We start from the raw sequence: 23,143 nt of genomic DNA, 5'->3' as shown, positions 1-23,143 counted from the left end.
CCTTCCACTTATTCTTGAACAAACGAGCGCAGTTCAGTCCAATCAAGAGAGGTAAATTTTCCGTTTCTTAATATAGTAGGCCAGACCGTATGCAATGCCTGATGATTGTTTTTATCATAACTGATGGGAATACCGATGCCTATATCCACATCACGCATGTTTTGCATCACATCAATAAGCCCCTCTCGGGTCAATTTATTAGCGTCCGCAGCACGTTGTAATGCCAGGACAAATAACTTTGTCGCGAGGTAGCCCTCTAATGAGATATAGCCTGGTTGGGCACCATTTGCATATTTTATTAGACTCTCTCGATACTCTTTGACAGCAGGAAGATTAGAGTTATAACTAGGGACAACCTGAGTCACGATCACGCGGTTGTCTCCCAATGCACCAATCTCCTGTAGCAAAGTTTCACTTCCCACAAAAGAAACATTGAGGAACAGGGTATTAGGCAGGTCTTCAACCGCTAACTTAATGAATCGAGCAGCCGGTAGATAAGGAGCTACTATAATAATCGCCTTTGGCATTTTTTTTGCGTCCAGGATCTCGGATAAACCTTCCTCCACATTGACGGTATTTCTGGTGAACCGGCCATGCATTAATTTTTCTGAATCTTGATACCCTTCTTCCTTTAACGCTTTTATAGCTCCAAAATAACCGGAATCCCCAAATGAATCATTTTGTGTAAAAAATGCAATTTCATCGGGTTTAATTCCTGCTTTCAATAAACCTTTTACCATAGCCGCAGTTTCTTCCGCATAACTTGCACGAAAATTAAAAACGTACCGATCGGGCGGTATTTTCCGGAGTACTTCCGTTCCAGCATAACTACCATAGAGCAGTGTCCGCAATTCTTGGGCAATAGGTACGGAAACCACTGCAGTTGGTGATCCCACATTGCCGATGACAGCAAGTACTTGATCCTGCGTAATTAATTTACGCATGTTAGGCGCAGCAAGCGAAGGCTCATAGGAATCATTATAGACAATAAATGTTATTTTTTGACCATTGATACCACCAGCCGCATTTATTCTGTCGAAATACGTTTTGATTCCAAGGGTCATGCCTTGTCCCAATGTTTGTGCTGGCCCCCCCAAAGCAGTGCTGCTTCCGATCCGAATAGGCGACTGATTGGCCGTGGACGGAGTTCCTTGTGCAAATGATAATTGAGCAAAAGTAAGAAGTATAAAAATAATACTCCTGTTGAATGAAAATATAATCCATTCCTTTATCATTTGTTTATCCATAGAGAAAAAAATTTATGATAAAAAAAGTATAGTTGATTCAACGCACCTAAGCACCTCGAATAAGGATATATTTGTTAAATAATTTATTATATCGAGAGATCTCCCCTATCTATTTATTGATTTCCAAAATCGAACAAACGAATCACTTTGGATAATAATTAAGCATCACTAGAGTCACCACAGCACCTTTAGCGCTTCGGTTATACGTAGCAAAATCATAAAACTCAACTACCCTCAACGCAAATTTAGAATTGATTTGATATGTTAAAGAGCCGCCAAGAAAAGGATCAACATCTACAGAGTTTGTGTTCTGAGAAAAGAATGGACGAGGAGCAACTGTTGTCGCTGTCAGGTATGTTGAAATAACTGATGCGCCACCGACCAAACTGGTTTTTAATCTATTTTTAGGGTTAAGGGTATATCCTATGATAGCTACCAATGATTTACTTGATCTGGAAATTTTTAATCCATCTTTTATCGTAGAATGAGTAAAAATTTGATTATAATCCAGTTCATAAGTGAAGGGTAAATTGTCACCAAAGCCTGCCCCAAACCCCCACCGCATCCCGCTCGCATTATTGGGAAACGTATCCTGAGGTGTAAAATTTATTGTTGGCTGTTCGGGAGGAGATAATGACAATGGATTGTCATTGAATAAAGTATGTACAAATACATATCCACCTGTCATGTAAAAAGAACCATGGCAGCGCCAATCTGCTTTATCACAACTTTTTTCAGTTCCTGCCGCAAAAATTAAATTGCTTAGAATCATTGAAAAGATTATTGCTGCTTGATGTTTAACCACATGCTTATCCTTAAAATTTAATTGCTTTTATTCTATATAAAGCTCGAACTATTGGAATACTTAATTCTGCCTGTTATGCAACGAACAAGAAATACATAATACCAATAAATAACGTAATTTTTGACCCTAGACACATATATAATTAAGTAGGTCAAAAACAATTATTTCCCAATTAATTTCCTATAGCTCTGAATTGTATTGGCAGTGATTTCTCTAAATCGTTCCGGTGTTAGGTCATCAGAAAGATGGCTGGAGTCCTTGCTGTGAATTAAAAATTTCTCATATGCATTTTTACCCAGGAGGGTAAATAAATTATTTAATTCTGGAATAGTAAAATGCAATAGAGCCAAATTTTCTTCCGGCATAAGTGGCAAAATACTTTGCTTCACCTGCGTCTCATAGGCATAAGCAATCTCTAGCAAAGTTCCCTCTTGATATTGTTTGCTAATTAACTCAACACCAATAGGCATATGGGTCTCTTGACTATAGCCAACGTTAATACTGATAGCAGGTAATCCAGAGTTGGATGAAATTGGGGCTCGCCAAGTATTAACTTTCATCGCATCATAAGTCGCATCTCCATTCGTACTAATCGGCATGAGTAAAGCATCCAGCTGATTTTTATTCATAATCTGTTCAACATATCTCTTATTTTTTTTAAAAATTTCTAAAGCTTTTTGATAAGATACGCCGAATTTGTTTGCAGTGTTTTTCGTGAAAAGCAAGCAATCTTTAATCGAACCAAAACTTCTTGTACGGTTCGACTCACAAATATCACGAAAACTCTTTCTGGTCGATGGAAATGAGGCAAGATATTCATTTACATCTTCGATTTCCCCTGCTTGATTGAATTGTCGATCATTATTGAAATCCGGAAGCGTGATATCAATAAGGGTAGCCCCCATGTTTTGCATATTGTTCGTGGCTTGTTTTATTATTTCTTCAATGGGGGTGGACATCTCATTGAATGGATTAATACCATTTACATTATGTACAATGCCAATTCTCTTGTGATTTAAGCCATTGTTTTTCAGAAAAACAGAATAAGTTTTCACCCGGGGAATATTGAGTGTTTTATGATCCTGAGGATCAGGCTGCGCAATCACATCAAGTAAAATAGCCAAGTCCTCGATATTACGCGCAATTGGACCTGCTGTTCCATCAAGATTACCCATTGGAAAAATACCGCTCTGGCTGATTAAACCAGTACTCGGACGAAGTCCAATCAGGCCATTAAATGCAGCAGGTATTCTAACCGAGCCACTATTATCGGTACCAATACCAAGCAGAGCAAAATGAGCACTGACTGCGGCAGCGGATCCGCCACTAGATCCCCCAGGATTTTGGTCAGGATCATAAGCGTTACCAATTCTACCACTACGACTGCTGATGCCGGACACTCCCCAGGCAAACTCATCCATTCCCCCTTTTCCCAAAATAATAGCGCCAGCATTTCGTAATTTTTTCACTAAAAAGGCATCGTGTGTCGGTTGACTCCCTAATAAAGCATAGGAACCTGAAGTGGTGGTCGTATCAAAAGAATCAATATTATCTTTCAAAATGACAGGGATACAATGGAGCGGGCCTAATGCCTGACCAGTTTTTTTATAATAATCATCTAACTCCCGCGCGTACGTTAACACCGAAGGATTGAGCTCACTAAAGGCATTAATTGGCGCCTTGCTTTTTACACTTAAGTTGTATTTCTTAATGCGCTCCAGATACGTATTGGTTAGCTGTAAACACGATATTTGATGCTGCGCCAGTGCATTCTGAATCGAATGAATGGTCTCCTGCTCCAAATGAAGAGGGTATGCTTTAGAGGGGCTTGAAATTGCGATCTGACAACTTAATAAAGTAGTAAAAAATAATGGAATAAAACGAATTAGCATCATGATAGGACTCAAATAGTGCGGCAGTTTTATTACACCATATTTTTATCTATACTTACATCACTTCAGGTTAGAGCATACCCGCTATTTACTTCGTGTAGCAAATACTTGCACAAGGTAGCATTATAATAGAAAGATTGAGAGCCCAGATGGAAACTATTAATGTTCGTTTTGCTAATCCTCATGATTTGGATTTTATTTATAACTCTTTAGTTGATTTGTTTACAGAAGCACAGGTTATAGAACGATTTTCCCAGACTAAGTCATCTTTATTACAAATTCTTTTTACAACCTCTCCTGGTGCAGAAGTTCTCATCGCGGAAATCGAAAATTTATCAGTTGGTTTTGCACTTTTTTCTATGACTAACCGTAATTTCCCGCTTTTTGATGGCCCAGGTCTTTATTTACATGACTTATATGTGAAAGAGAAATACAGGCGCAGAGGTGTTGCAACACAGCTAGTGAATCAGTTAATAGAACTTGCCAAAGAACGTTCTTGTACACGAATCGATTGGGTATTATTAACAAATAACGCATTAGGACAAAATTTTTATGCCAGTATCGACTCAGCCAGGCCTGTTAGTTATATCCAGTATATGAGAATTAATTGCAATGACTCAGCGATGCTTTAGCTCCTCAGTAAAATGAATCTTGGAAAAATCATTTTCTGAAAGCATTTCGCCAATATCACAGAGTTCTTTGGCAGCAGTGTAAATGCACAGTCACTATCAGGAAACGGTTGGGTTTGAGTGCAGTGTGAGAAAATTTTCTGAGCAAGCGCTGCACACATCAGTATGTGAGCATTGAATAGAAAATTTTTCTCGCAAGATGTGCCAAATACTGTCACATCCAAGAGGTATTAATGCTTAGGACTCATTCCTTTATTATGAAGTTCTTGAAGCGCTTCTTTATTTTTCTGTACATTTAAATTCATTCCGGCTAATACTTCCGGGGCTTTTGTAAATTGAATGTTGGCATATTCAACTACTTGGATATAATTACCCCAGGGATCAAGGAAATCTAAAAATTTCTCTCCAATTAATTCTGCCCCAGCCTTTTTCACCAATTCTTTAACTTTAGAACAATCATCGACCACAAGGCCAAAATGTCGTATTTTATCTTTATGGGGGGTAGTACTTTTCATTAGAGCAATAAATTGATCTCCTAAATCAATAAAAGCATGATTATTATCTTTACCTCGCAAAGTAAAATTAAAAATTTTCCTATAAAATTCCAATGCTTTTTCCACATCTCCAACCTCAAGTGCGATATGGTTAATTCCTATCAGTTTTGCTTTTTCCATCATTAGTTCCTCCTTTATCTCTTTAACAACTATAGCTGATTAATGGATTCGAAAATCACAGTAAAACACGCAAAGACAGATTCAAAAAAAACAAACCAAAAAATTGCCATAAAATTTATTTATTTTATAAATTGGCTATAATATATACTACGGAGACATAACAAGCTGAAATCGCTTCAAGAAAAGTAGTGTATTCATTATGGCTCAAACAAAGCATATCAAAGATCCGACAGGAAAATTTGGGGGAAAACAAGTAACTCATAAAACAGATACTACCCCGCTTTTTCCCGATAAATTGGAAGTGAGACAAATCGTTCAAGGCGGCCAATCGGGTGACTGTTATCTATTGTCCGCTATTAATTCAATTCTTGCGCTTCCAGGTGGTGAAAATTTTATTCGTCAGCGAATGGTTGAAAAAGATGGAGAAATTCATGTACTGCTCTTTGATAATTCCTATAAACCCCACTGGATTGCCATTGATAAATCATTACCAACATTGTCAGGGGTGTTAAGCAGTGGTGCTACATGGGTGAGATATCTTGAAAAAGCATATACAGCGTTTCATACAGGAGATTATAATCAAACGTTAAAAAGTGGAAAAAGCACTCAAGCATTACAAACCTTCATCGGAAGACCACCGGACTCTCTTCCTCTCCCTTACCAATCAAGAAATACACTCGCTAATCTTTATACAAAGAGTATTGCTGGCTGTTCCGGTCAAGATATTTATACTTTGATTTTTTTACTACGCCCTACCAATCCAGCGACCATGCAGAATATGGTAAAGCATGTTTTTAATGGTGAGGGGGCACTCTTAGCAGATTGGTGGGCCTGGGTAAAACCACATAAGAAAGATTGGGAGAAATTATTAAAATCACACCCCTTGACCATTGAAGCATTTGAAACTCACCTTAATAAAATGGAGCAAAGTAATCCCGAAACATGCCCAAAAGAAGCGATGCGAGCAGTAGTAGCATGGATGAATACCAATAAAATACTACCTTCCAGAAAAAGCTACGGCTATGAGGAAGAGCTGTTGTTCTCTGAATTAAAAAATGCAATCGAGAACGATCAACCTGTAGTAGCAGATCCTAAAAATACTCCTTCAAAAGGCATTATCCCAGAGCATACTTATGCAATTGTCGGTGTCAGAGAAAATCCAGAAACCGGTAAAAAATTTGTTGTATTGCGTAACCCATTTTCTGAAAATCGCTCTTTAATTTCACATTTTTTTCTGTCGGGAGGACGGCATACAAGCGAACATATAGATCCTAAAACAGGTGAATCCAAGCTGAAGTTCAGCACGACTAAGAGCTCTACTTTTGAAATGGAATTACGTGATTTTACAGAATCATTTGCTTACGTTGATAAAGGAACATCTCTGCGGAATGCCGATTTTATTCCCGAACAGAATGAAACACCAACGCCCACTTAAATGATAAGATGGCTTCAAATAATACTTCAATATTTGGCAAAATATAACCAAACTGTTCTTTTTTAATAATTCCTTAATGTATTAAAGCTATCATAGAGAAAAAATTAGTTCCAATATGAATTACAGCGAGGAAAATCCTGTGTTTAGTAAGCCGTTAAATACAACAACAGATAAAGTAAATGAAAAAATTGCTGGTATTACTCGTGCCACAGAAGTAGAAGACATCAGATCTCTACCAAATTTTGATGGAATTTTGAGTAAAAACCCGCACCGTGAAAAAGTGCAAGGCTATTATGTTGAGATTCCTTTATCTCAGTATGAAACATTTGTTCCTAATGGTCCTAAATTTCCCGATCGCTATGGTAATAATTATACAGTTGGTCAATTTGATGCACCATTATTCACATTAAAAGAATGGCGTGACAACTGGACAAAAGGTCACCCTGGTAGTGATAAGCCCGATTTATTAGTCAATGCAAACTGGTTTAATGTGTGGACAACAGGTGTACCCAATGTGGGAGAAAAAATCAACCCTAGAACACAACCACGTACCTTTCTTGCCGGCTTATCGGTAAGTAATGGGGAGCTGGTGTCCACATATAAAGTTCTTGATCAGAATAATGTTGGGCTAGATACTATTGTTTTTGATACTACACTCAAAAAAGCGACTATCATCTCACATAGTGATATTGATGATACGTTACAAACAAACCCCAATTTTTATGGTGATAAAAATGCCGTCTCCGGATTTATTATTCTAAGGGATGAAACGAGATTAAAAACACCCGATTTAAACAATAACCATGGAAATCGATTGCCACGTACTGGGGTCGGCTACCAAAATAATGGTAATAATATTGTTGTCATGGTCATTCATAATCCTGATCGTAACTGCGGTGTTACTGCAGAAGAATTTGCAGATTTATTTGCAGCACTCGGTTGTACTGATGCCATCAACTTAGATAATAGCGGCTCTGTAGAGCTTTACTACCACGGATTGGGTGAGCTTGGTAAAAAAACTGTCACGGTGCAAACCCAAACCTGCGATTTTGGGGCGCCAACCGAACGACCCAAGCCTAATTGTTTGGGCTTTAAAAATGTAAGCAGACATACATTATTTGCCAAGGACGACTCAGATATACCTACAAGAAAGCAACCAAGTTCTGATGTGGAAAAACCATCAGCCAAAACAGATGATGAGATAACGTATACTTATCATATTAAACGCTAACTTAAGGTCGACAAAAACTGGAATATGCAATTTGCATTTTCTCATCCATAGAAATTGCCTCAGATGAAGACACATCGGAGGCAATTTTTACTGCTAATTCAAGCGGAAATTTAGCCTGACTAAAAAAACTAGTGCCATCTCGATATGCTTGAGCAAGTACATGAGATGTATATTGTATTTTATAACGTTCGGCGAAATAGGGACATAGTACTGCAATATGAAATGTTGAAACAGTGTCATGAATGCGTCTATCATTGATATAGAGCGTGCAATCATCGACATAAGAAGTAACAACATTGGCTCTGTCTAGATTAAGCAGATAAATAAAGCTATCTCTAGATTTAATCGTTCGAAAAGTAACTGCTAATTGCTGATTTTTTGATATAAAAGCTGGGAGATAAACACGATTCTCATGAATGACGGTTGAATCAGTTTCTTTATTTAAACCTAATCGATTCAAAAATATATCGCGCATTTCCTGATCAGGAAACTCAATTGCCAATGATTTATTTTTATCTTTAACACCCTCAGATAGCTTGATTACTGGACCTATTGCTTGCTGAATAAAATGATTCAATCGCTGTTGCAGCACCTGATCACCGGCACAATAACTATCGATAATTCTGGTAAACCACGTAGAACCATGATTATTTTCAGTTAGTGATGCATGAAGTTGTTCATAGAGGTCATGAAGTAATTTTTGCTGGACCGACTTCTGCCCTGATGATATAAAATCTGGTGATGAAGCATATGCAATGGCAATTTGACGTATTATGTTTAAAACAGAGCGAATACGCGCATAATTGGCAGATTGACGCGGTAAACGATGTAACAATGCTAAAAGATCGTTTTTATGATTAGTTATCCAATTTTTAGAATAAATTTTTGCATCATCCATTAGATTCCTTACAACTGTAATGATTCAATAACTCTAGCAAAATCAGTTTAACTATGTCTAATATTTTTAATTATGTGTTTTATGTAGCATGTTTATTGGAAAAATCCGTTTAAATTCCCGCGAACATGTTGCGAGACGTAGGGGGTAAAGAGCCAGCACTTTTTACGCTTTTTGCCCGGGAACATAGTCTTCAATCAGGATAAAATCTGCCAATTTAGAAACAATTACTTCTGAATTGAGGAGGGGAGAATTTAAATATTTGCGAAGCAAATAGACAATTTGGGACACTAAACGATGAGAAGACATTACCGAAAGGTGACCATGCCTATCTAAGATGCTTAGTGAGTTTGGATACTTATCAACATATTCCTTAATATACCCGAACTCCTCTGGGACAATAGCATCTTCGGTTGCAATAACAAAATGATATGCACTGGAGGCGCTCTCTATTATTTTTATTTTAAGCCGTCTCAAAAACCCACTGTCAATTTCCATTTCCCTTATTGAGTCAGAAAACCATGACAAGGGTTTCATGGCAAGGTATGAACCATTAAACGGAGTACCCACTGTAATAATTAAAAGTACTTCTATACCAGCTAGGCGTGCCAAAAACTCTGCGAAATATGAGGCAACTAAACCGCCGCGTGAATGAGCAATTAAAATGACGCGTCGATGATGATTTGCTTTTATTTTATCTCTGAGTTGTTCCGCAAAAAACTCGATACTTTTTCCCTGATATCGTTGTGCAAAAGAAAGTAAATTTAAGGAAGAAATTTCACTGGGAACTCCAGCTTGAATCAAGCGTTCGGCCATACGTTGAAAAGCGGAAGATTGATCTGCAGTACCATGAATAAAATAAATTGTCGCCTCTGATTCTTGATTTTGCTCCTTGGTGTAGGAAGGATTCTGATAGGTTTGATCCCCCGAGGGAGCCATTAACCAATAATATGTATGAGCAAACATCCCTGTGGTGGAAACTGGCTGTTTTGTCTTTGCCGTATTGAGGGTTCGCTCCCACATAGTTAATTCCCTTTTCATTATCAAATTTCATGGAACAGACTCTGACGTAAAATGAAATAATATAAACTTATTGATAAATAAATAATACGAATGACTATAAAGTCAGTCATGCTTAAGCTAAGCACGAAACAAATAATGATGCAACTCATTCCATCCGCACCACTCCCATGCTTTTCCATTATTTTGTTTCTGCCTCCCGCCCACACACGACTTGTTTGCGGGGGGCGGAATGTAGGAAGTAATTACATGGCCAGCAATAATCTTAAATAATGAGTATAATTAATTCATATAAACTAACAAGGATGTTTTTATGTATGAAGATCTGACTGCCCCTTATCAAGCGCCCAAAAGCATTACTTCTTTACAGCTGGGAGGGATTATTGCTGAGGATAAGGTGTTAGAAAATGCCCCTGTTAATCTCGTACTCAAATCATTTAACCGCCATGGCCTGATTGCTGGGGCTACAGGTAGTGGGAAAACAAAAACCATACAAGTGCTTTCCGAGCAATTGTCCTTAGCTGGAGTTCCTTGCCTGGTGATGGATATTAAAGGCGATATCTCTGGTTTGGCAATGCCAGGAGAAACCAATCCGGGTATTGAAAAGCGCTGTAAATCCTTACAGCTATCGTTTACTCCTCGCGGTTACCCTGTAGAGTTATATACCCTAAGCAGCGTTCCTGGAGTTCCTTTACGTGCAACTATTTCTGATTTTGGAGCCTTACTGTTCTCGAGGATGTTAGAGATCAACGAAACACAGGCGGGTGTCGTTACTATTCTTTTTGAATATGCTAAAGACAACGCGATGCCGCTCATTGATCTACAAGATTTTAAAGCGTTGTTGCAATACGTACAAAGTAAAGAAGGTAATGCAGAAATAGAATCGCAATATGGCGGCGTTGCTGCAGCTTCTATTGGTTCCATTATGCGTAAAATTGTTGAATTGGAATCTCAAGGCGGTGAAGATTTTTTTGGTGAACCTGCATTTAAAATTGCGGATTTATTACAATATAACGCAAACAGTCAGGGCATAATCTCCATTATTCGTTTAATGGACATGCAAGATCGCCCCCAGCTGTTTTCAACATTTATGTTAAAACTACTGACCGATATTTATCGACAACTGCCCGAATTAGGCGATCCCGATACACCAAAATTAGTTTTATTTATTGACGAAGCACATCTGATTTTCAAAAACGCCAGTAAAGCTTTACTCAGTACACTAGATACTATCGTTAAATTAATTCGCTCTAAAGGTGTAGGCTTAATTTTTTGCACGCAAACGCCTAATGATATTCCCGAAGCTGTTTTAGGGCAACTTGGATTGAAAATTCAGCATGCTCTGCGTGCATTTACCGCAAAAGATCGACAAGCAATGAAATTAGTCGCGCAAAACTTTCCTCCGTCAACCTACTACGATACAGAGAAAATGTTGACCTCTTTAGGCATTGGTGAGGCACTCTTGAGTGCTCTTGATGCTGAAGGAGAACCGACTCCATTAGTTCACTGTTTGATGAGGCCTCCAGAGTCAAGAATGGGGGTGTTAACTGAAGCAGAGACACAGCGGATGCTTATCAAATCTCATTTGTATCAACGCTATTCCCGTCGGGAAAATCCAACCTCCGCTGCCGAAATGCTTGCAGCAAAAAAACAAAGCCCAACTATGGATGCTCCTGCGCCTTCACAAGAGAAAACGGCACCATCTGAACCTTCTATTTTGGTCACGATGAGTAAAAACACTCTCGTGAGGCAAGTCGTCCGGGATTTTTTTCGTTGGTTATTAAAAAGTTTAACAAGCCGTAAACGCTAGCCTAAGGTAGATTTGAATCAAAATAAAACCATGTAATGGACATTTGATTCCTAAGGTAACTTATAATTTAAGTTACCTTGTGCTGGTTGCCTGGAACCAGGATTATGACGTAGCCTCTTAATTTTATCTCTTCCTTTACATATCGCTTTTTACCCATGTTGTTCTTAAAAAAATATTCCTTAACTCAAATTTGCTAAAAATGTAGTATCATTAGTGAAAATTTAAGCAATCCTTATAGGGGAGTAAGATGTCGCTGGCAAAAATATATGCAGAAGAAGCTAAAGATTTCGAGCACAGAGTAGAAAAAATATCAAAAAATGCAAAAACAATTCTAGCAAAATATCCGCATGATTTTGATGAGGAACTTGTGAGCTTTGCTGTGCGGTCTATACTACGATACAATGATATTGATGCCTATGAAGAAATTTCAGACTCCCAATGGGCGGTAGTGCTTAATGAAAAAACGCTTTTTAATGCAATTCTTGCTTACTATTTTTCTGCGCTTGATGAACAACTTTTTCGGCAGTCTAATTGGCTTCACAAAAATGATGTGCCTACAGAAAAGCAAGACATTAATATACGTACAAAATTTTTAGGTGAATTGTCTCGCATTCGTGAGAAAAAATTTGAGGGGCACTCCATTGAGGAAGCAATTCAATTTAAGTTAGCACAAGCGAAAGAATTGAGTGATGTAATTACAAAAACCGACATAGAACACCTCAAAGATCATCATACGCTAAACATCTTAGAAGTTATCTCCAGCATACTAAAATTATTTAGTATGTCTGTTTTTTGCCCACTTTATTTCGATCCCATAATTTCCAACAAAAGCCATATGGGAAATGCATTCAGTACTCTTTGGTCTGGTAAATCATTAAACACGATTCACATGGAACATTTGAAAGCTAAATCAGAACAACTGGAACACGCCTGTAACGTCGTGAGCGAAGCCTTAGCAACGTCACCAGAGGGCACGTCATTGATGCCAGAGCCTAAATAATATAAGACACATAGTCTGATTTAAGAGCCTTTTAGATGCCGCGGACAAGATGCGGCATAGGAGAAAACGTCTATTTGTCTCATGTAACGTCAGCTCGAAGTTCTCTCTGGTTGAAAACGAAGAGCTGCAAAGCTTAACATGCTGTTTTCGTGAGCAAAAGAAATGCTAGCTGTTACAAGAGAGTAGCCCATTGCTACTTTTCATGAAATGGATGAGTAATGCAATAACTACTCTGATAATAAATAAATTTCTTCTGGCTTGCATCAAGTTTACTCCCATCTAGAGGGCTCTATAATTTGTGAGTACCATTTGCTTTTCGCTTATTCCAAGTGAGGGAAGAAAAACACGTAATAATTCCGTAATAAATAATTAGTATAATAAATATACCGAGTGATTTTTTTTTCGGATATAATTATGGCTGGTGATGATTATGGTTTAGCTGAAATACGTACTTTGAGCGACGCTAAAGATGCTTGGGAGTCTTTTGCAGGTCGGTTTTTCTCACCCGAAATTCCGCCAGGAGTCGATGTAACGTTTAATCCAGAATTACGTCAATTTACGCCTAGACCAAAGAAAGACGCTAAATACAAACATCCCGGATTCAGAGACAAAGAAACTAATGAGCTGCCTGTAGATGCAGAAAGAACGCTGCACTCTGATGATTTTGATGACTTTTTAAATGGTAATACGGTTACTATTCCTGAACGTATTACTCTTACTCTAGATGGGTTAAAGAAAGTCAAAGACGCACTTGAGCGTGGGGATTATGAAGATGAAGCTTTAAAGACGGAAGATCATACGTTTTATGCCTTGTGGTTATTCAAACAAAATATAATCACTCGCCAACAAATGAGCACTATTCTCGCTAGAGCCCAGATTCCGCAAGAGTACCCACTGGAGCGAACGTTCCATATTTTTGCTAATGATAATAAAAACGATATTACCCTTAGTCCAGAAGCTAAACAATTATGGCTTCCAGCTCTTGCGAAAACTTGGTATGGTAAAGAATTTACTGAGGAACATCTAACACGATTATTGCTACTTCTTAAAACTGCTCCAAAATCAGAACAAATCTTCTTTATTTCAAAAGCAAATCCAAAGATTGTTCCACCAGAAGAACGTGCATTAGGAACGGCTTTGGAGATAAACAATGCCTGGCACATGACACAATATGGGGGAAAAACATACGATCTTCACTTTTCTTTCGGTTTAACTGAAGCAGTACAAATTGCAAAGTATGGAATCAATGGTGCAGCAGCCAGTCGTACAAAACTAGGGAAGGTAGGAATTGATGCAGTAAGAGAGGGCGTTGAGTTTTATTATAGGCCTACGGCGATTAGCATGCCTGATAGCGGCGTCGAAGCAACTACTAAAGGAATTCATGGTTATACTGACAGTCCAATGCCTGCAGTAACTGCACACGATGTTTTTCACTCAAAACTGCATAATACCATCCGACCGGAATTTCATATGATGTTAAATCATATGAGTCAGGTCATTTCCAAACACACAAAACAAAAATGGTCAAAAACAATATGGGAATTGGTAGATCGCGAGTTTCATTCTTTTCAATACCAAACAATAAAGGACTTGACCCCTAAAAAAGGTGCAGCGCTTTTCGTGCAAATGCTTCATCGTAATGGAAGAGATCCAGCGTTTTTATTTAAGAAATATGACCCTCTAGAGTTAAGTGATGATGGTTTTGCCATAGTTTGGAACATGGTAAATCAACCTGATGTGTGGAAAAGACTTTATAAAATTGATATTGATCAGATAGGCTTTCCTTATGGCAAGTTAATTGAAAAAATGAAGGATTTTAAAAAAGAAGTGGGGAGTGAACATAAGCATCCAGAGGTACTTAGACTTAAATATCATTTTTTTAATGTAATTTCGAATAACACCGAGTTTAAAAAAATATGCAATCTACTTGATACGCTTGGAGATAAATTAATCCTTGATAAAGAGCAAAAATTAGTATTTGGAAAATATACTAAAGGAGCGGATAAAAATTTAACGATACTTAAATTTAAAAATTTTGGTAAAGAAGTGCAGATTGATGAAGGTTCGGTAAAACAATTAATTCCCATATTGGTAAACATGCGCCTTGCTATGAAATTTGGTGAAAAAAATGATGAAGCCGTAAACGGGGAGTTGAAAAAAGTATCTGGGGAATTCAAAAGTACTTATCAACAGAGTAAACTCTCGAAAGATCTACTGGCGACATCAATTTCTAACCTACCATCATTAACGGCAAAACTAGATTTTCTGGAGGCATGTTACGAAGAAATTATTCACTCAAAAGGATATACCAGGAGACACGCCACCGCGGATAATATGTTTTCTTTTTTTAAAAATCCATTAACTACATCTCAACGAGAACATATTGTTTTATTAAAAGAGAAACAAAATGAATTAATTGCCCAGTATCAGAAAGAAAATAGTTTAGATCAAAACGATATTGCAGAACTAGAGTGGGATATGAAAAATCGCGGATCAAATCTGTATCTTTGTAAAACCGAGCGATTTTATTTGCATATCGATTCTACTGTCCCTTCTGCCAGAATGTAAAATCTAGGCAGCAAGGGCAGCAACCACCACTTCCATAAAACATAGCGTTCTTGCAGCATTAAGGCATTCTGTTTGATCAAGAAAAATCAGTATATTAAGATTTTTAGCGTTTCTTTTTCAATATGCTGAGCGATTACAGGCTGTCAGACCTTCTGCCTTCTGTATCGCACCCATTAAATCACGGCCCGGGTAAAAGTTGACGAAAGAAATGAATGTCTTGATGACGCATTTCGCTTATTTTATGTCCTGCAGAAAAAACGGGACTTTGGCGCGGATAATAACAACAGAAATATCATCATCCACTCCTAAGAGTTGCGATGCCGAAATCATTTCTTCCATAAGCCCAAGTGATCGCATTGCGTTGATTTGGTCGATTCAAGGTTAAATTAAGCAACAGGCTGCTCATAAGCAGGCAAAAGTGTATAATATTTGATTATTAAATCTCTTTTCCTTCTGACAACCCAAGAATGAATCACTTTGGTACCGTCAAATTAATACTGTCGAAGGGCAAGAAGACGGGCCCCCCAGTCTTCTTACTTTATTCCTTACTTCAGATTCAATACAGAAAAATAAGCACTATTCGCTATATGATATTCCGTAGCCCTCTCGAGATGATGCTCACTTGTAAACTGAGCTATTTTCATCATTGCTTCATTTTGGATGGCGGCCATTTTTCGATGTGTCGCTTTTTCGAAAGTTTGGAGCTTTTCTGGCTCTAGCTTAGGAAAAAAAAGCCCCTGCCTCTGTCCTGAAGCCAAGATTTTTGCAGCTTTTCGGATTGCTACAAAATCCTGAGCACCTTCGTCTATCACTTTAGGTAATGAAGGCGAGCAAGGAGTCCCCCCTAAATCTTCTGCCAAAATTATAGAATTGATAGGATCGCTGATTATGCTATCAAAATTTAATTGATCCAACTGATTGCTGTTCGCCAAACATCGTGCAGCACTAGCCAGCGTTTTAACATACTTCAACTTGGGTATTAACTTATGAAGATTATGTATATCGAAGAGATTCGCAGCCTTCATCGTTTCGAGTAATTTAAGCAAAGAGTCATCCGTCAATTCAGCTTTACACACTGCCGCAACAATTACATCAGTAGACAGTTTAACTCTTCCTTTACCCGCGTCAGGTTTATTCTCCGCATTATAGATCAGCGAATGTTCTTGTAAGTACTCAATGACCTTTGCTACCTTATCAGCACTTTGCGGGTATTGATCTAATCCGTCATAGGCCGCATTCACAGAGCAGTCGAGCTGGCTCAATTGAATCATCGCCCGTGCTAGCCCAAAAGCATATTTCGGATGAGAGCAAATCACATCTGTTGTTTGATTATTGAAAAGTGCTGCCTTTTTAAGTGCCACTACCGCTTCGGCCACGCGATCAGGATAATTCGTGGCAAAAGCCAAATTTAACACATCCTCTTCCAGGCTTTCTAGATTTAAGATTTCCACCGCATTGACTAATGCAATACTCTCACCAGAGCGGACAAATAGTGTTTCTAAAATCAAGGGAAGAAGCTCAGGCTTGATAGTCATTTCCTTTAGCCTGCCCGTAGCACATTCTATATCGAATCCATTTCTCTCAACACTTAAAATATAATTCAAATAAAGCTGCAGATTCCAACCAGCACTGTTAAAATTCTTGATAATTTCTTCGGCAAAAGAACACTTATCGAGTATGTCATCAACAGCAAACAACCTATCTAAACTATCTTGCGTATCAGGAAGAAGCTCTAACAATTTATAAAAATAATAAGGATTTTTTAATTTCAGGATGTTCATCACATTATCACGATTGAATAATTTCGGGTTAATCCTGTATAACGTTTCCAATGCTTGTTTCTTGCTAAGAGGTTGTTTCACTTCAATTAATAGCGGAACCACATCGTCTGTATTAATGCCGTAACGATTAAGAGTGCCCAGTATTTCAAAATAAAGAAAAGCATCCTCTTCGAATGCAAATTGCCTAAAACATCTGAACATCTCTACTAATTGTTCTGGTTCTGACATCATTTCTGCTGCATGCAGAACGATTGTCATGGTAGAAGGAGAAATTTTTTTGCCAATAGAGGCCAATAATGGTGCTAACTCTTTGGCATGTTTAGCATTTTTCGCCAAAAACCCAGCATGTTCTGCTGACAGTTGTTTCTGATTATTTAAACAATCTAATGCTTCATAACCACCAAAATAACTAACAAGTGTTCTAAAAATACGGCTACTCTCCGAATCTCCCTCTCTATCCTTCTTACCAATCAAAATAGTGGCTAATTCTAAAAGTAACGCCGGGGGTAAGGTATCAATACCTTCAAGTTTGCTATTACAAAATTCACGCAGCTCTTTTATATGCGACTCATCCTTAAGTGCTCTAAAATATCCTTTATTTCGATCATATAACTTAACTTGTTTCTGTATAATTTTCGCCTTCATTGACTAATCCTTTTGTTATTACTCCTATTTGCCTTTGACATAATACTTCAGCAATAAATAAATAAATAGGCAGAATAGTGAATCCGACTTTAGAAACAAAAAGATAAGTATTTGCCCAATATGGAGGAGTGTTGTTTCGCTGCTTGCAACTAGAGCTTAGTGAACGATCAATATCATTAGTGTCTATGCCTTCAGGCCCTATAGCTGTTTTGAACTGGAGTTTAATTTATTTAAAGCGATTTATTTCATCACTAATATGCTCGAACCTACTTTCCACATTATGCCCCTTATGCTGCAAAGGAGGAGAATATTCGTGCAAAATGGGAAAGTACGTTAACAAAGCTTTTCACAAATAGCTTTACTCGGCTTAAAGAGCTGCCAATATCTTTTAAGTCTTATGCCAAACTGATGACCAAAACACCGATGAAAATTAAAACTCCTCCCACAATAACTGAAAAATTCACGTGCGTTTGATTAAATAAAAACCAGGTAAAAATAATAGTAAATATCGGATAAGTTAATTCGACAATTCCAGAAATCGTGGCGTTTTTAAGATTAATGGAAGCTGCGATGAAATAACTGGCGATGAGAACAATAACAATCTCGACGATTGTTAATAAGAGCAGACCAGAATCAGTGGTTAATATTTCAACATCTCTTTTCATTGTCGTAAAAAAAGAAATACTGGTAAACAATATGGCCCCAATTATCATTTCCAATGCCAATAATGTAATCGGTGAAATACTGTGTAATATTTTTTCAGCCAAAGCGTAATTAAATCCCCATAAGATGGCGGCAATAATAGCAAAAGTGAACCACATAACTTACTCCCGGGAAACAGACTTTTTTTGATTTTTTTCTATTTTGAAAGCGAGCCAGATCCTTTAAGAACAAGGTCTGGAGCTCAAAACAACCTGGGTATTATAACATCAAATAGATAAAAATTCAATCACTTATTGAACAATTCGACGCACTTGAACTTTTTGCATGTCCTAATAAATTAAGAAATCAGCTAAGATAGGAATAACCATTTAGAATGAAATAGCAGAGAAACGATCATGAGTCACGATTTTAAAATTAGATTTGCAACAGCATCCGATGTACCCTTAATTTTAGAATTTATTAAAGAATTAGCGGAATATGAGCGATTACTGGACGAGGTGGTTGCTACTGAAGACCAATTGTTGAAAACCCTATTTGGTTCTAAAGCTTATGGTGAAGTAATTATCGGCTATCTTGAGGAAAAACCGGTGAGTTTTGCTTTATTCTTCCATAATTACTCAACATTCTTAGCAAAACCAGGTCTTTATTTGGAAGATTTATATGTTAAGCCCGAGGCACGCGGTCAGGGAATAGGACAAATTATGTTGGCCTATCTTGCTAAGTTAGCAAAGGATAGAGGTTGTGGACGCTTTGAATGGTGGGTATTGGATTGGAATGAAACTGCTATTAAATTTTATGAAAGGCTCGGTGCCAAACCAATGGACGAGTGGACAGTGCATCGAGTCAGTGGCCAGGCATTGGATGAATTAGCTGCCAGCTATACTGAACTAGCACCGATACAATGCTAACTTGAATATTTTATTGCATTCAAGTAAATTGCCGTAACTCATTGGCTTAAGGCTTAACACGAATTATGCATCAAATTATTCAGACACTTTTTTTTATTGGATTTTTTGTTATCGCATTCATTATAGCATTACCTTGCCAGCGTCTTTTTAATATAAGTGACGATCAAGATCATCGATATAAGCATTTGGATGGCGTAAGAGGGTTAGCTGCATTGGGTGTTGTAGCATGTCATGTGAATCATCATCTACTTGCTTTTTTTGGTATCGCTGGCATACCCCTAATTGGAAATCGCATAGGGTTTATTAGTGTGCAGTTATTTTTTGCTTTAACTGCCTTCTTATTTACTAAAAAAGCATTAGAAAATAAACTCGACCCCGCTTCTTTCTATATGGCAAGAGTAAGACGAATAGTCCCTCTTTATCTTTTTGTTGCCTCAATGACCATTCTTGTATGTTTTTACCTGTCTATAAAAACATCGAATGAATTCCCTCTTCATTTTAAAGGAATTATCGATATATTTTCATATGGCTTTTTAGGTGATGGGGTACTCTACTTTGGTAGTATCAATGCATTGTCCTTTATTGGTATTGCATGGACTTTAAGTTATGAATGGAAATTTTATTTAGTCCTCCCCCCTTTGTATTTTCTATACCGTCAGTCCACATTCATGGCGATTACAATCGTTTTATCTGTTCTTCTATTAGCTTTTCGTGATTTTTACACTTTAGGCAATGCGTCATGGCCGTTTTTTATCATTGGAAGTTTTGGCGCATGGTTCATGTGTCATTATCCAAGCTTACAGGATTCAAAGATAAAACCCTTTTTAGGGACTATACCATTATTAGCGCTTCTCTTATCTCTCATATCACCGGGTCAATTCGATTTCAAACATTTTTTTCTAGCAGGTATTTTATTTCTCAGCATTCTCATCGCAAAACCTAAAATATTAACTTACAAGCCTTTACTCTTTCTTGGCCGGATAAGCTACAGTATTTATCTTCTTCAATACCTTGTAATATTCACCGTTCAGCAATTTACCTCAATGCATCCAGTGGCACTACTCACTCATCCAATACAAAAATTCATCGTTTGTTTTAGTATTGGCATTATATTAATCCCGGTAGCGACCCTTTCTTATAAGTTGATTGAATTGCCTGGGATGAAAGGGACTTTTTGGAGTCAATTTGCTTTCATAAAAAATTTAGTACGGAGAAGACATCGGTTACTCACTGAATAATTAAACATGGATCCCTGCCGGCTTAGGGATGATTGGTATTTAGACATCACTGTAGACTAGAAAATGCCCAAGAAATTAATTAATAAACTATCATTTTTTGGAATGAATTTTGAAGATGTTTTTACTGAAGAAAATATATTTACACGTGATTTAAAGAAAAGTGCATTAACAAAAAATCCCACTCCAATTCCTGAAATTGATTTAGTATACGTGCTCGCCGCAAGAACAACTGTTTTAAGTCAGATTGCCGATGTCGAGTTGATTCAACAAAATAAAAGAAAAGAAGAGGAATTCGATTGTGTAGATGACATTCATCGCCTGAAACTTGGTATTGAGATTGCCACCCAAGTATGTGCCCTGCGTGCCGGCAAAAAGCCTGAAAAATTAACTGAAAATGATTATGTCATTCCTATTTTTTATAATGGTAGAAAAATCCATAATGAAGACTTAAAAAAAGCCTTAAGAAATCCCCAACAGCAGCAAAAAATAGGTCTGGAGCCACTTCCCTATTATCCTGCACGATTATTTACAATCTCCCCTCTGTATCATCCCAGGAAAAACAACATAGGCCAAAATACCGTGGCACAGGCCCAATCGTTTCGCCATTATCTCGAACACCACGCTCATAAACATATTGCTGTTGTTTCCAGTGCCTTCCACCTCCCCCGCGCCGCAAGGACTTTTGGTCTGGACTCTCCTCAAATGGATGAGGCATTGGATCTGGAATCAGAATTAAGCCCATCTCATTCTCTGAGCGATGTACAGTTGTTCTTGTATGGTGTGCACAAAAACGAAGCTCGAAATGGCATCAAGATGGATCTTATCGGCGAAAATGATGCTATGAAGAACTACTCTTCTGGAGATAATCCATCTATTTCCAGATATCTCAGCAGGAATGTGTTTTTTACGAATGAGGACATTCTTGCATATAAAAGTTTTGCTCAAGCCCTATTCTGGAGCAAACATACGAAGACGGTCACTCAGCAAATAACTGCGACTGAAGAAACGCATGACACCATCACCTCTTTTGGGAAGTCCTAATCAAAGTCTTGGTGTCTTGATTGGTATTGGAGCCTATTATTTTAACCAAAGCTATCAATGAGCTAAAATCCTCATCAGAAGACTTGTGGATTTTTATAATAAATCCCCAATTTTTTTGCCATCCATCCATTATCTGGAAAAGTTGTTCCCGGCACTTCCCAAACGCCTGTTGCAAAAGCGCCAGCTCCCCACAAAATTGAAAATATATGCGCATTAACTGCTGCTTTTAATTGATCGGAATTATTATGGGCCCAATTAAAGTTGTTTAACGTCAAGCACTGACTCGCATTTTTGCCAGCACACACACTATAACCATTGGGTAAGTGAGCAATATCAACATTAATCCAGGAAGCGATATTGCTTAAATCTGGTTGTAAGTTTGAGTCACCAAAAAAATATACCGGCGCCGAACCCTCTTCATGAGCTTCTAATACAGGCTCATTTTGGGTAGGTATATGGGCAGCAGGAATTTGCCATAGCATGGCAGGTATGTAATTTTTACCTGCTTGTTGCCCTAGTCCTTCACTAATTTTTTTTGTCATCGTTAGAAAATTTTGCCATGCAGCATCATTGTAAAATGTTGCTTGATTCATGAGTAAACTGGGGAATTTACTGCTGTAATCATCAGCGCCATAACGATCAAAATAAATAAAATCAGGTTTATATTTACTGGTAAATAATTCAAAGCTCTTTAAATCAGCCAGAACCTTATCCACATAGGGTTGCACAGCAGTTGCTCCCTGATGAATCCACCATCCCCCTTCCGGCGCTGCAGAAATATTTTCATGAACGCCAAGAGCAACATGAGGCCCAAAGTATTTAGCTATCCAGTTTTGAGCTTGTAACCAACCATTAAAACTATCTGAGAAATCAGGGATGTTATTATTTGCAGTTGCCGCAGCACACTGAGGCATCACATAATCATTAATGCACGAGGAAAAAGCTTGCCCCGCAGTATAATTATCCGTTTTAGACTTTAACCATACTAATAAATCAGTTGGGGTAACACGGGCTATAACCGGTTTTTTATCCCAGCCATAAGTACAATTGGGTGTGTTCAAGGCATTGTAATCCATTTTTTTAGCCATCATGCAATAAGCATTCGCAACCGCTTGACCGACGGGTATATATAAAGACTGTACTGTTTCTACACGATTTGTATTTCCCAGGTAACCAAGCATATCTGGGTTTAATAAGATAGTGCCATAGGTTCCTGTCTTGCTGTATGCATTATCCTCTAACGTTTTAGACAAAAACATGAGATTAAAGAAATGTTTCGTCAGATCGTCTAAATGGGTCACACTCTCTGTATTCCAGCCTCCGCTGAGTTGCCAGCCATATTCAACTAACACAGGATTAACAGGGTGGCCAGTATTCATTTTTATATTTTTGGCCATGTTGATCATATTCCAAATTTTATAAGGAGTTTCTATTTTTCCAGGATCCCCGTCGCCACCAGCACCATTGTAGGTAAACACTGAATCGATGCGAATATTAGTCGGTTCTTGCGGTGCTCCGTTTGTTATGGTTCCCATGGCTAAGTAGTTTGGCCATCCAGAAACAATGGCATTATTTTTAGTTTGAGCGTACACAAGACTCGAGGAGATTATTGCAAAAAGAAACAAAAAATTAGGAACCATTTTTTTCATTGAATACTTCCA

The 23,143-nt window shown here is 37.9% G+C and carries 18 protein-coding genes; 9 read left to right on the top strand and 9 right to left on the bottom strand.

Annotated features, from left to right (window positions below; translation table 11 throughout):
• Positions 1-8: 8 nt before the first annotated feature.
• The 3 genes from Lpar_RS05585 to Lpar_RS05575 all read right to left on the bottom strand — a co-directional run bounded on the left by Lpar_RS05585 (position 9) and on the right by Lpar_RS05575 (position 3,947).
• Positions 9-1,235, bottom strand: coding sequence for an ABC transporter substrate-binding protein (locus Lpar_RS05585; protein WP_065236068.1), 1,227 nt, complete (start codon positions 1,233-1,235; stop codon positions 9-11).
• 154 nt (positions 1,236-1,389) lie between these two features.
• Positions 1,390-2,052, bottom strand: coding sequence for a hypothetical protein (locus Lpar_RS05580; protein ID WP_058516993.1), 663 nt, complete (start codon positions 2,050-2,052; stop codon positions 1,390-1,392).
• Between the two features lie 161 nt (positions 2,053-2,213).
• Positions 2,214-3,947 (bottom strand): amidase, encoded by a 1,734-nt coding sequence (locus Lpar_RS05575; protein WP_115341279.1) that lies wholly within the window; start codon positions 3,945-3,947, stop codon positions 2,214-2,216.
• A gap of 146 nt (positions 3,948-4,093) precedes the next feature.
• Between Lpar_RS05575 and Lpar_RS05570 the strand changes: the two genes are divergently transcribed.
• On the top strand, positions 4,094-4,576 hold the full coding sequence (locus Lpar_RS05570; RefSeq protein ID WP_058516992.1) for a GNAT family N-acetyltransferase: 483 nt from the start codon (positions 4,094-4,096) through the stop codon (positions 4,574-4,576).
• A gap of 227 nt (positions 4,577-4,803) precedes the next feature.
• On the opposite strand, the gene Lpar_RS05565 is transcribed toward Lpar_RS05570, so the two are convergent.
• Positions 4,804-5,250, bottom strand: coding sequence for a VOC family protein (locus Lpar_RS05565; protein ID WP_237759346.1), 447 nt, complete (start codon positions 5,248-5,250; stop codon positions 4,804-4,806).
• Between the two features lie 196 nt (positions 5,251-5,446).
• On the opposite strand from Lpar_RS05565, the gene Lpar_RS05560 reads away from it, so the two are divergent.
• Together Lpar_RS05560 and Lpar_RS05555 are read left to right on the top strand one after the other, a co-directional pair.
• On the top strand, positions 5,447-6,682 hold the full coding sequence (locus Lpar_RS05560; protein WP_058516991.1) for a C2 family cysteine protease: 1,236 nt from the start codon (positions 5,447-5,449) through the stop codon (positions 6,680-6,682).
• Positions 6,683-6,821: 139 nt separating this feature from the next.
• Complete coding sequence (locus Lpar_RS05555) at positions 6,822-7,913, top strand: phosphodiester glycosidase family protein (protein WP_058517080.1); 1,092 nt, start codon at positions 6,822-6,824, stop codon at positions 7,911-7,913.
• 1 nt (position 7,914) lies between these two features.
• On the opposite strand, the gene Lpar_RS05550 is transcribed toward Lpar_RS05555, so the two are convergent.
• Positions 7,915-8,811, bottom strand: a complete 897-nt coding sequence (locus Lpar_RS05550) for a hypothetical protein (RefSeq protein ID WP_058516990.1) — start codon at positions 8,809-8,811, stop codon at positions 7,915-7,917.
• 162 nt (positions 8,812-8,973) lie between these two features.
• On the bottom strand, positions 8,974-9,831 hold the full coding sequence (locus Lpar_RS05545) for an esterase/lipase family protein (protein WP_058516989.1): 858 nt from the start codon (positions 9,829-9,831) through the stop codon (positions 8,974-8,976).
• Between the two features lie 310 nt (positions 9,832-10,141).
• Between Lpar_RS05545 and Lpar_RS05540 the strand changes: the two genes are divergently transcribed.
• The 3 genes from Lpar_RS05540 (at position 10,142) to Lpar_RS05530 (ending at position 15,206) form a co-directional block, all read left to right on the top strand.
• The gene (locus Lpar_RS05540) at positions 10,142-11,638 is read left to right on the top strand and encodes a helicase HerA-like domain-containing protein (RefSeq protein WP_058516988.1); all 1,497 of its coding nucleotides are present in this window, start codon (positions 10,142-10,144) and stop codon (positions 11,636-11,638) included.
• A gap of 247 nt (positions 11,639-11,885) precedes the next feature.
• A complete protein-coding gene (locus tag Lpar_RS05535) occupies positions 11,886-12,638 on the top strand; it encodes a hypothetical protein (RefSeq protein WP_058516987.1) in 753 nt (250 codons plus the stop codon).
• 414 nt (positions 12,639-13,052) lie between these two features.
• Positions 13,053-15,206 (top strand): hypothetical protein, encoded by a 2,154-nt coding sequence (locus Lpar_RS05530; protein ID WP_058516986.1) that lies wholly within the window; start codon positions 13,053-13,055, stop codon positions 15,204-15,206.
• A 545-nt stretch (positions 15,207-15,751) separates the two neighbouring features.
• Here the strand turns inward: Lpar_RS05530 and Lpar_RS05525 are convergent.
• Both Lpar_RS05525 and Lpar_RS05520 read right to left on the bottom strand, forming a co-directional pair.
• Positions 15,752-17,632, bottom strand: coding sequence for a hypothetical protein (locus tag Lpar_RS05525; protein WP_058516985.1), 1,881 nt, complete (start codon positions 17,630-17,632; stop codon positions 15,752-15,754).
• A 395-nt stretch (positions 17,633-18,027) separates the two neighbouring features.
• Positions 18,028-18,453 (bottom strand): DMT family transporter, encoded by a 426-nt coding sequence (locus Lpar_RS05520; protein WP_058516984.1) that lies wholly within the window; start codon positions 18,451-18,453, stop codon positions 18,028-18,030.
• A 237-nt stretch (positions 18,454-18,690) separates the two neighbouring features.
• Between Lpar_RS05520 and Lpar_RS05515 the strand changes: the two genes are divergently transcribed.
• From Lpar_RS05515 to Lpar_RS05505, 3 genes are all read left to right on the top strand, one after another.
• Positions 18,691-19,203 (top strand): GNAT family N-acetyltransferase, encoded by a 513-nt coding sequence (locus Lpar_RS05515; protein ID WP_058516983.1) that lies wholly within the window; start codon positions 18,691-18,693, stop codon positions 19,201-19,203.
• 65 nt (positions 19,204-19,268) lie between these two features.
• A complete protein-coding gene (locus tag Lpar_RS05510) occupies positions 19,269-20,441 on the top strand; it encodes an acyltransferase family protein (protein WP_058516982.1) in 1,173 nt (390 codons plus the stop codon).
• A 63-nt stretch (positions 20,442-20,504) separates the two neighbouring features.
• On the top strand, positions 20,505-21,482 hold the full coding sequence (locus Lpar_RS05505; RefSeq protein WP_058516981.1) for a hypothetical protein: 978 nt from the start codon (positions 20,505-20,507) through the stop codon (positions 21,480-21,482).
• Positions 21,483-21,556: 74 nt separating this feature from the next.
• On the opposite strand, the gene Lpar_RS19300 is transcribed toward Lpar_RS05505, so the two are convergent.
• Positions 21,557-23,131, bottom strand: a complete 1,575-nt coding sequence (locus Lpar_RS19300) for a hypothetical protein (RefSeq protein WP_058516980.1) — start codon at positions 23,129-23,131, stop codon at positions 21,557-21,559.
• Between the last annotated feature and the right edge of the window lie 12 nt (positions 23,132-23,143).

It is taken from the genome of Legionella parisiensis, from assembly GCF_001467945.1.
GTDB lineage: Bacteria > Pseudomonadota > Gammaproteobacteria > Legionellales > Legionellaceae > Legionella > Legionella parisiensis.
The sequence above is the reverse complement of the archived record's forward strand: the minus strand, read 5'-3'. Positions and strand labels throughout refer to the sequence as shown.

Bases quoted from the DNA above. Each gene is read 5' to 3' on its own strand.
- Lpar_RS05585 (WP_065236068.1), bottom strand. From the start codon at position 1,235: ATGATAAAGGAATGGATTATATTTTCATTCAACAGGAGTATTATTTTT.
- Lpar_RS05575 (WP_115341279.1), bottom strand. From the start codon at position 3,947: ATGATGCTAATTCGTTTTATTCCATTATTTTTTACTACTTTATTAAGT.
- Lpar_RS05570 (WP_058516992.1), top strand. From the start codon at position 4,094: ATGGAAACTATTAATGTTCGTTTTGCTAATCCTCATGATTTGGATTTT.
- Lpar_RS05565 (WP_237759346.1), bottom strand. From the start codon at position 5,250: ATGATGGAAAAAGCAAAACTGATAGGAATTAACCATATCGCACTTGAG.
- Lpar_RS05560 (WP_058516991.1), top strand. From the start codon at position 5,447: ATGGCTCAAACAAAGCATATCAAAGATCCGACAGGAAAATTTGGGGGA.
- Lpar_RS05550 (WP_058516990.1), bottom strand. From the start codon at position 8,811: ATGGATGATGCAAAAATTTATTCTAAAAATTGGATAACTAATCATAAA.
- Lpar_RS05545 (WP_058516989.1), bottom strand. From the start codon at position 9,831: ATGTGGGAGCGAACCCTCAATACGGCAAAGACAAAACAGCCAGTTTCC.
- Lpar_RS05540 (WP_058516988.1), top strand. From the start codon at position 10,142: ATGTATGAAGATCTGACTGCCCCTTATCAAGCGCCCAAAAGCATTACT.
- Lpar_RS05535 (WP_058516987.1), top strand. From the start codon at position 11,886: ATGTCGCTGGCAAAAATATATGCAGAAGAAGCTAAAGATTTCGAGCAC.
- Lpar_RS05530 (WP_058516986.1), top strand. From the start codon at position 13,053: ATGGCTGGTGATGATTATGGTTTAGCTGAAATACGTACTTTGAGCGAC.
- Lpar_RS05525 (WP_058516985.1), bottom strand. From the start codon at position 17,632: ATGAAGGCGAAAATTATACAGAAACAAGTTAAGTTATATGATCGAAAT.
- Lpar_RS05520 (WP_058516984.1), bottom strand. From the start codon at position 18,453: ATGTGGTTCACTTTTGCTATTATTGCCGCCATCTTATGGGGATTTAAT.
- Lpar_RS05515 (WP_058516983.1), top strand. From the start codon at position 18,691: ATGAGTCACGATTTTAAAATTAGATTTGCAACAGCATCCGATGTACCC.
- Lpar_RS05510 (WP_058516982.1), top strand. From the start codon at position 19,269: ATGCATCAAATTATTCAGACACTTTTTTTTATTGGATTTTTTGTTATC.
- Lpar_RS05505 (WP_058516981.1), top strand. From the start codon at position 20,505: ATGCCCAAGAAATTAATTAATAAACTATCATTTTTTGGAATGAATTTT.
- Lpar_RS19300 (WP_058516980.1), bottom strand. From the start codon at position 23,131: ATGAAAAAAATGGTTCCTAATTTTTTGTTTCTTTTTGCAATAATCTCC.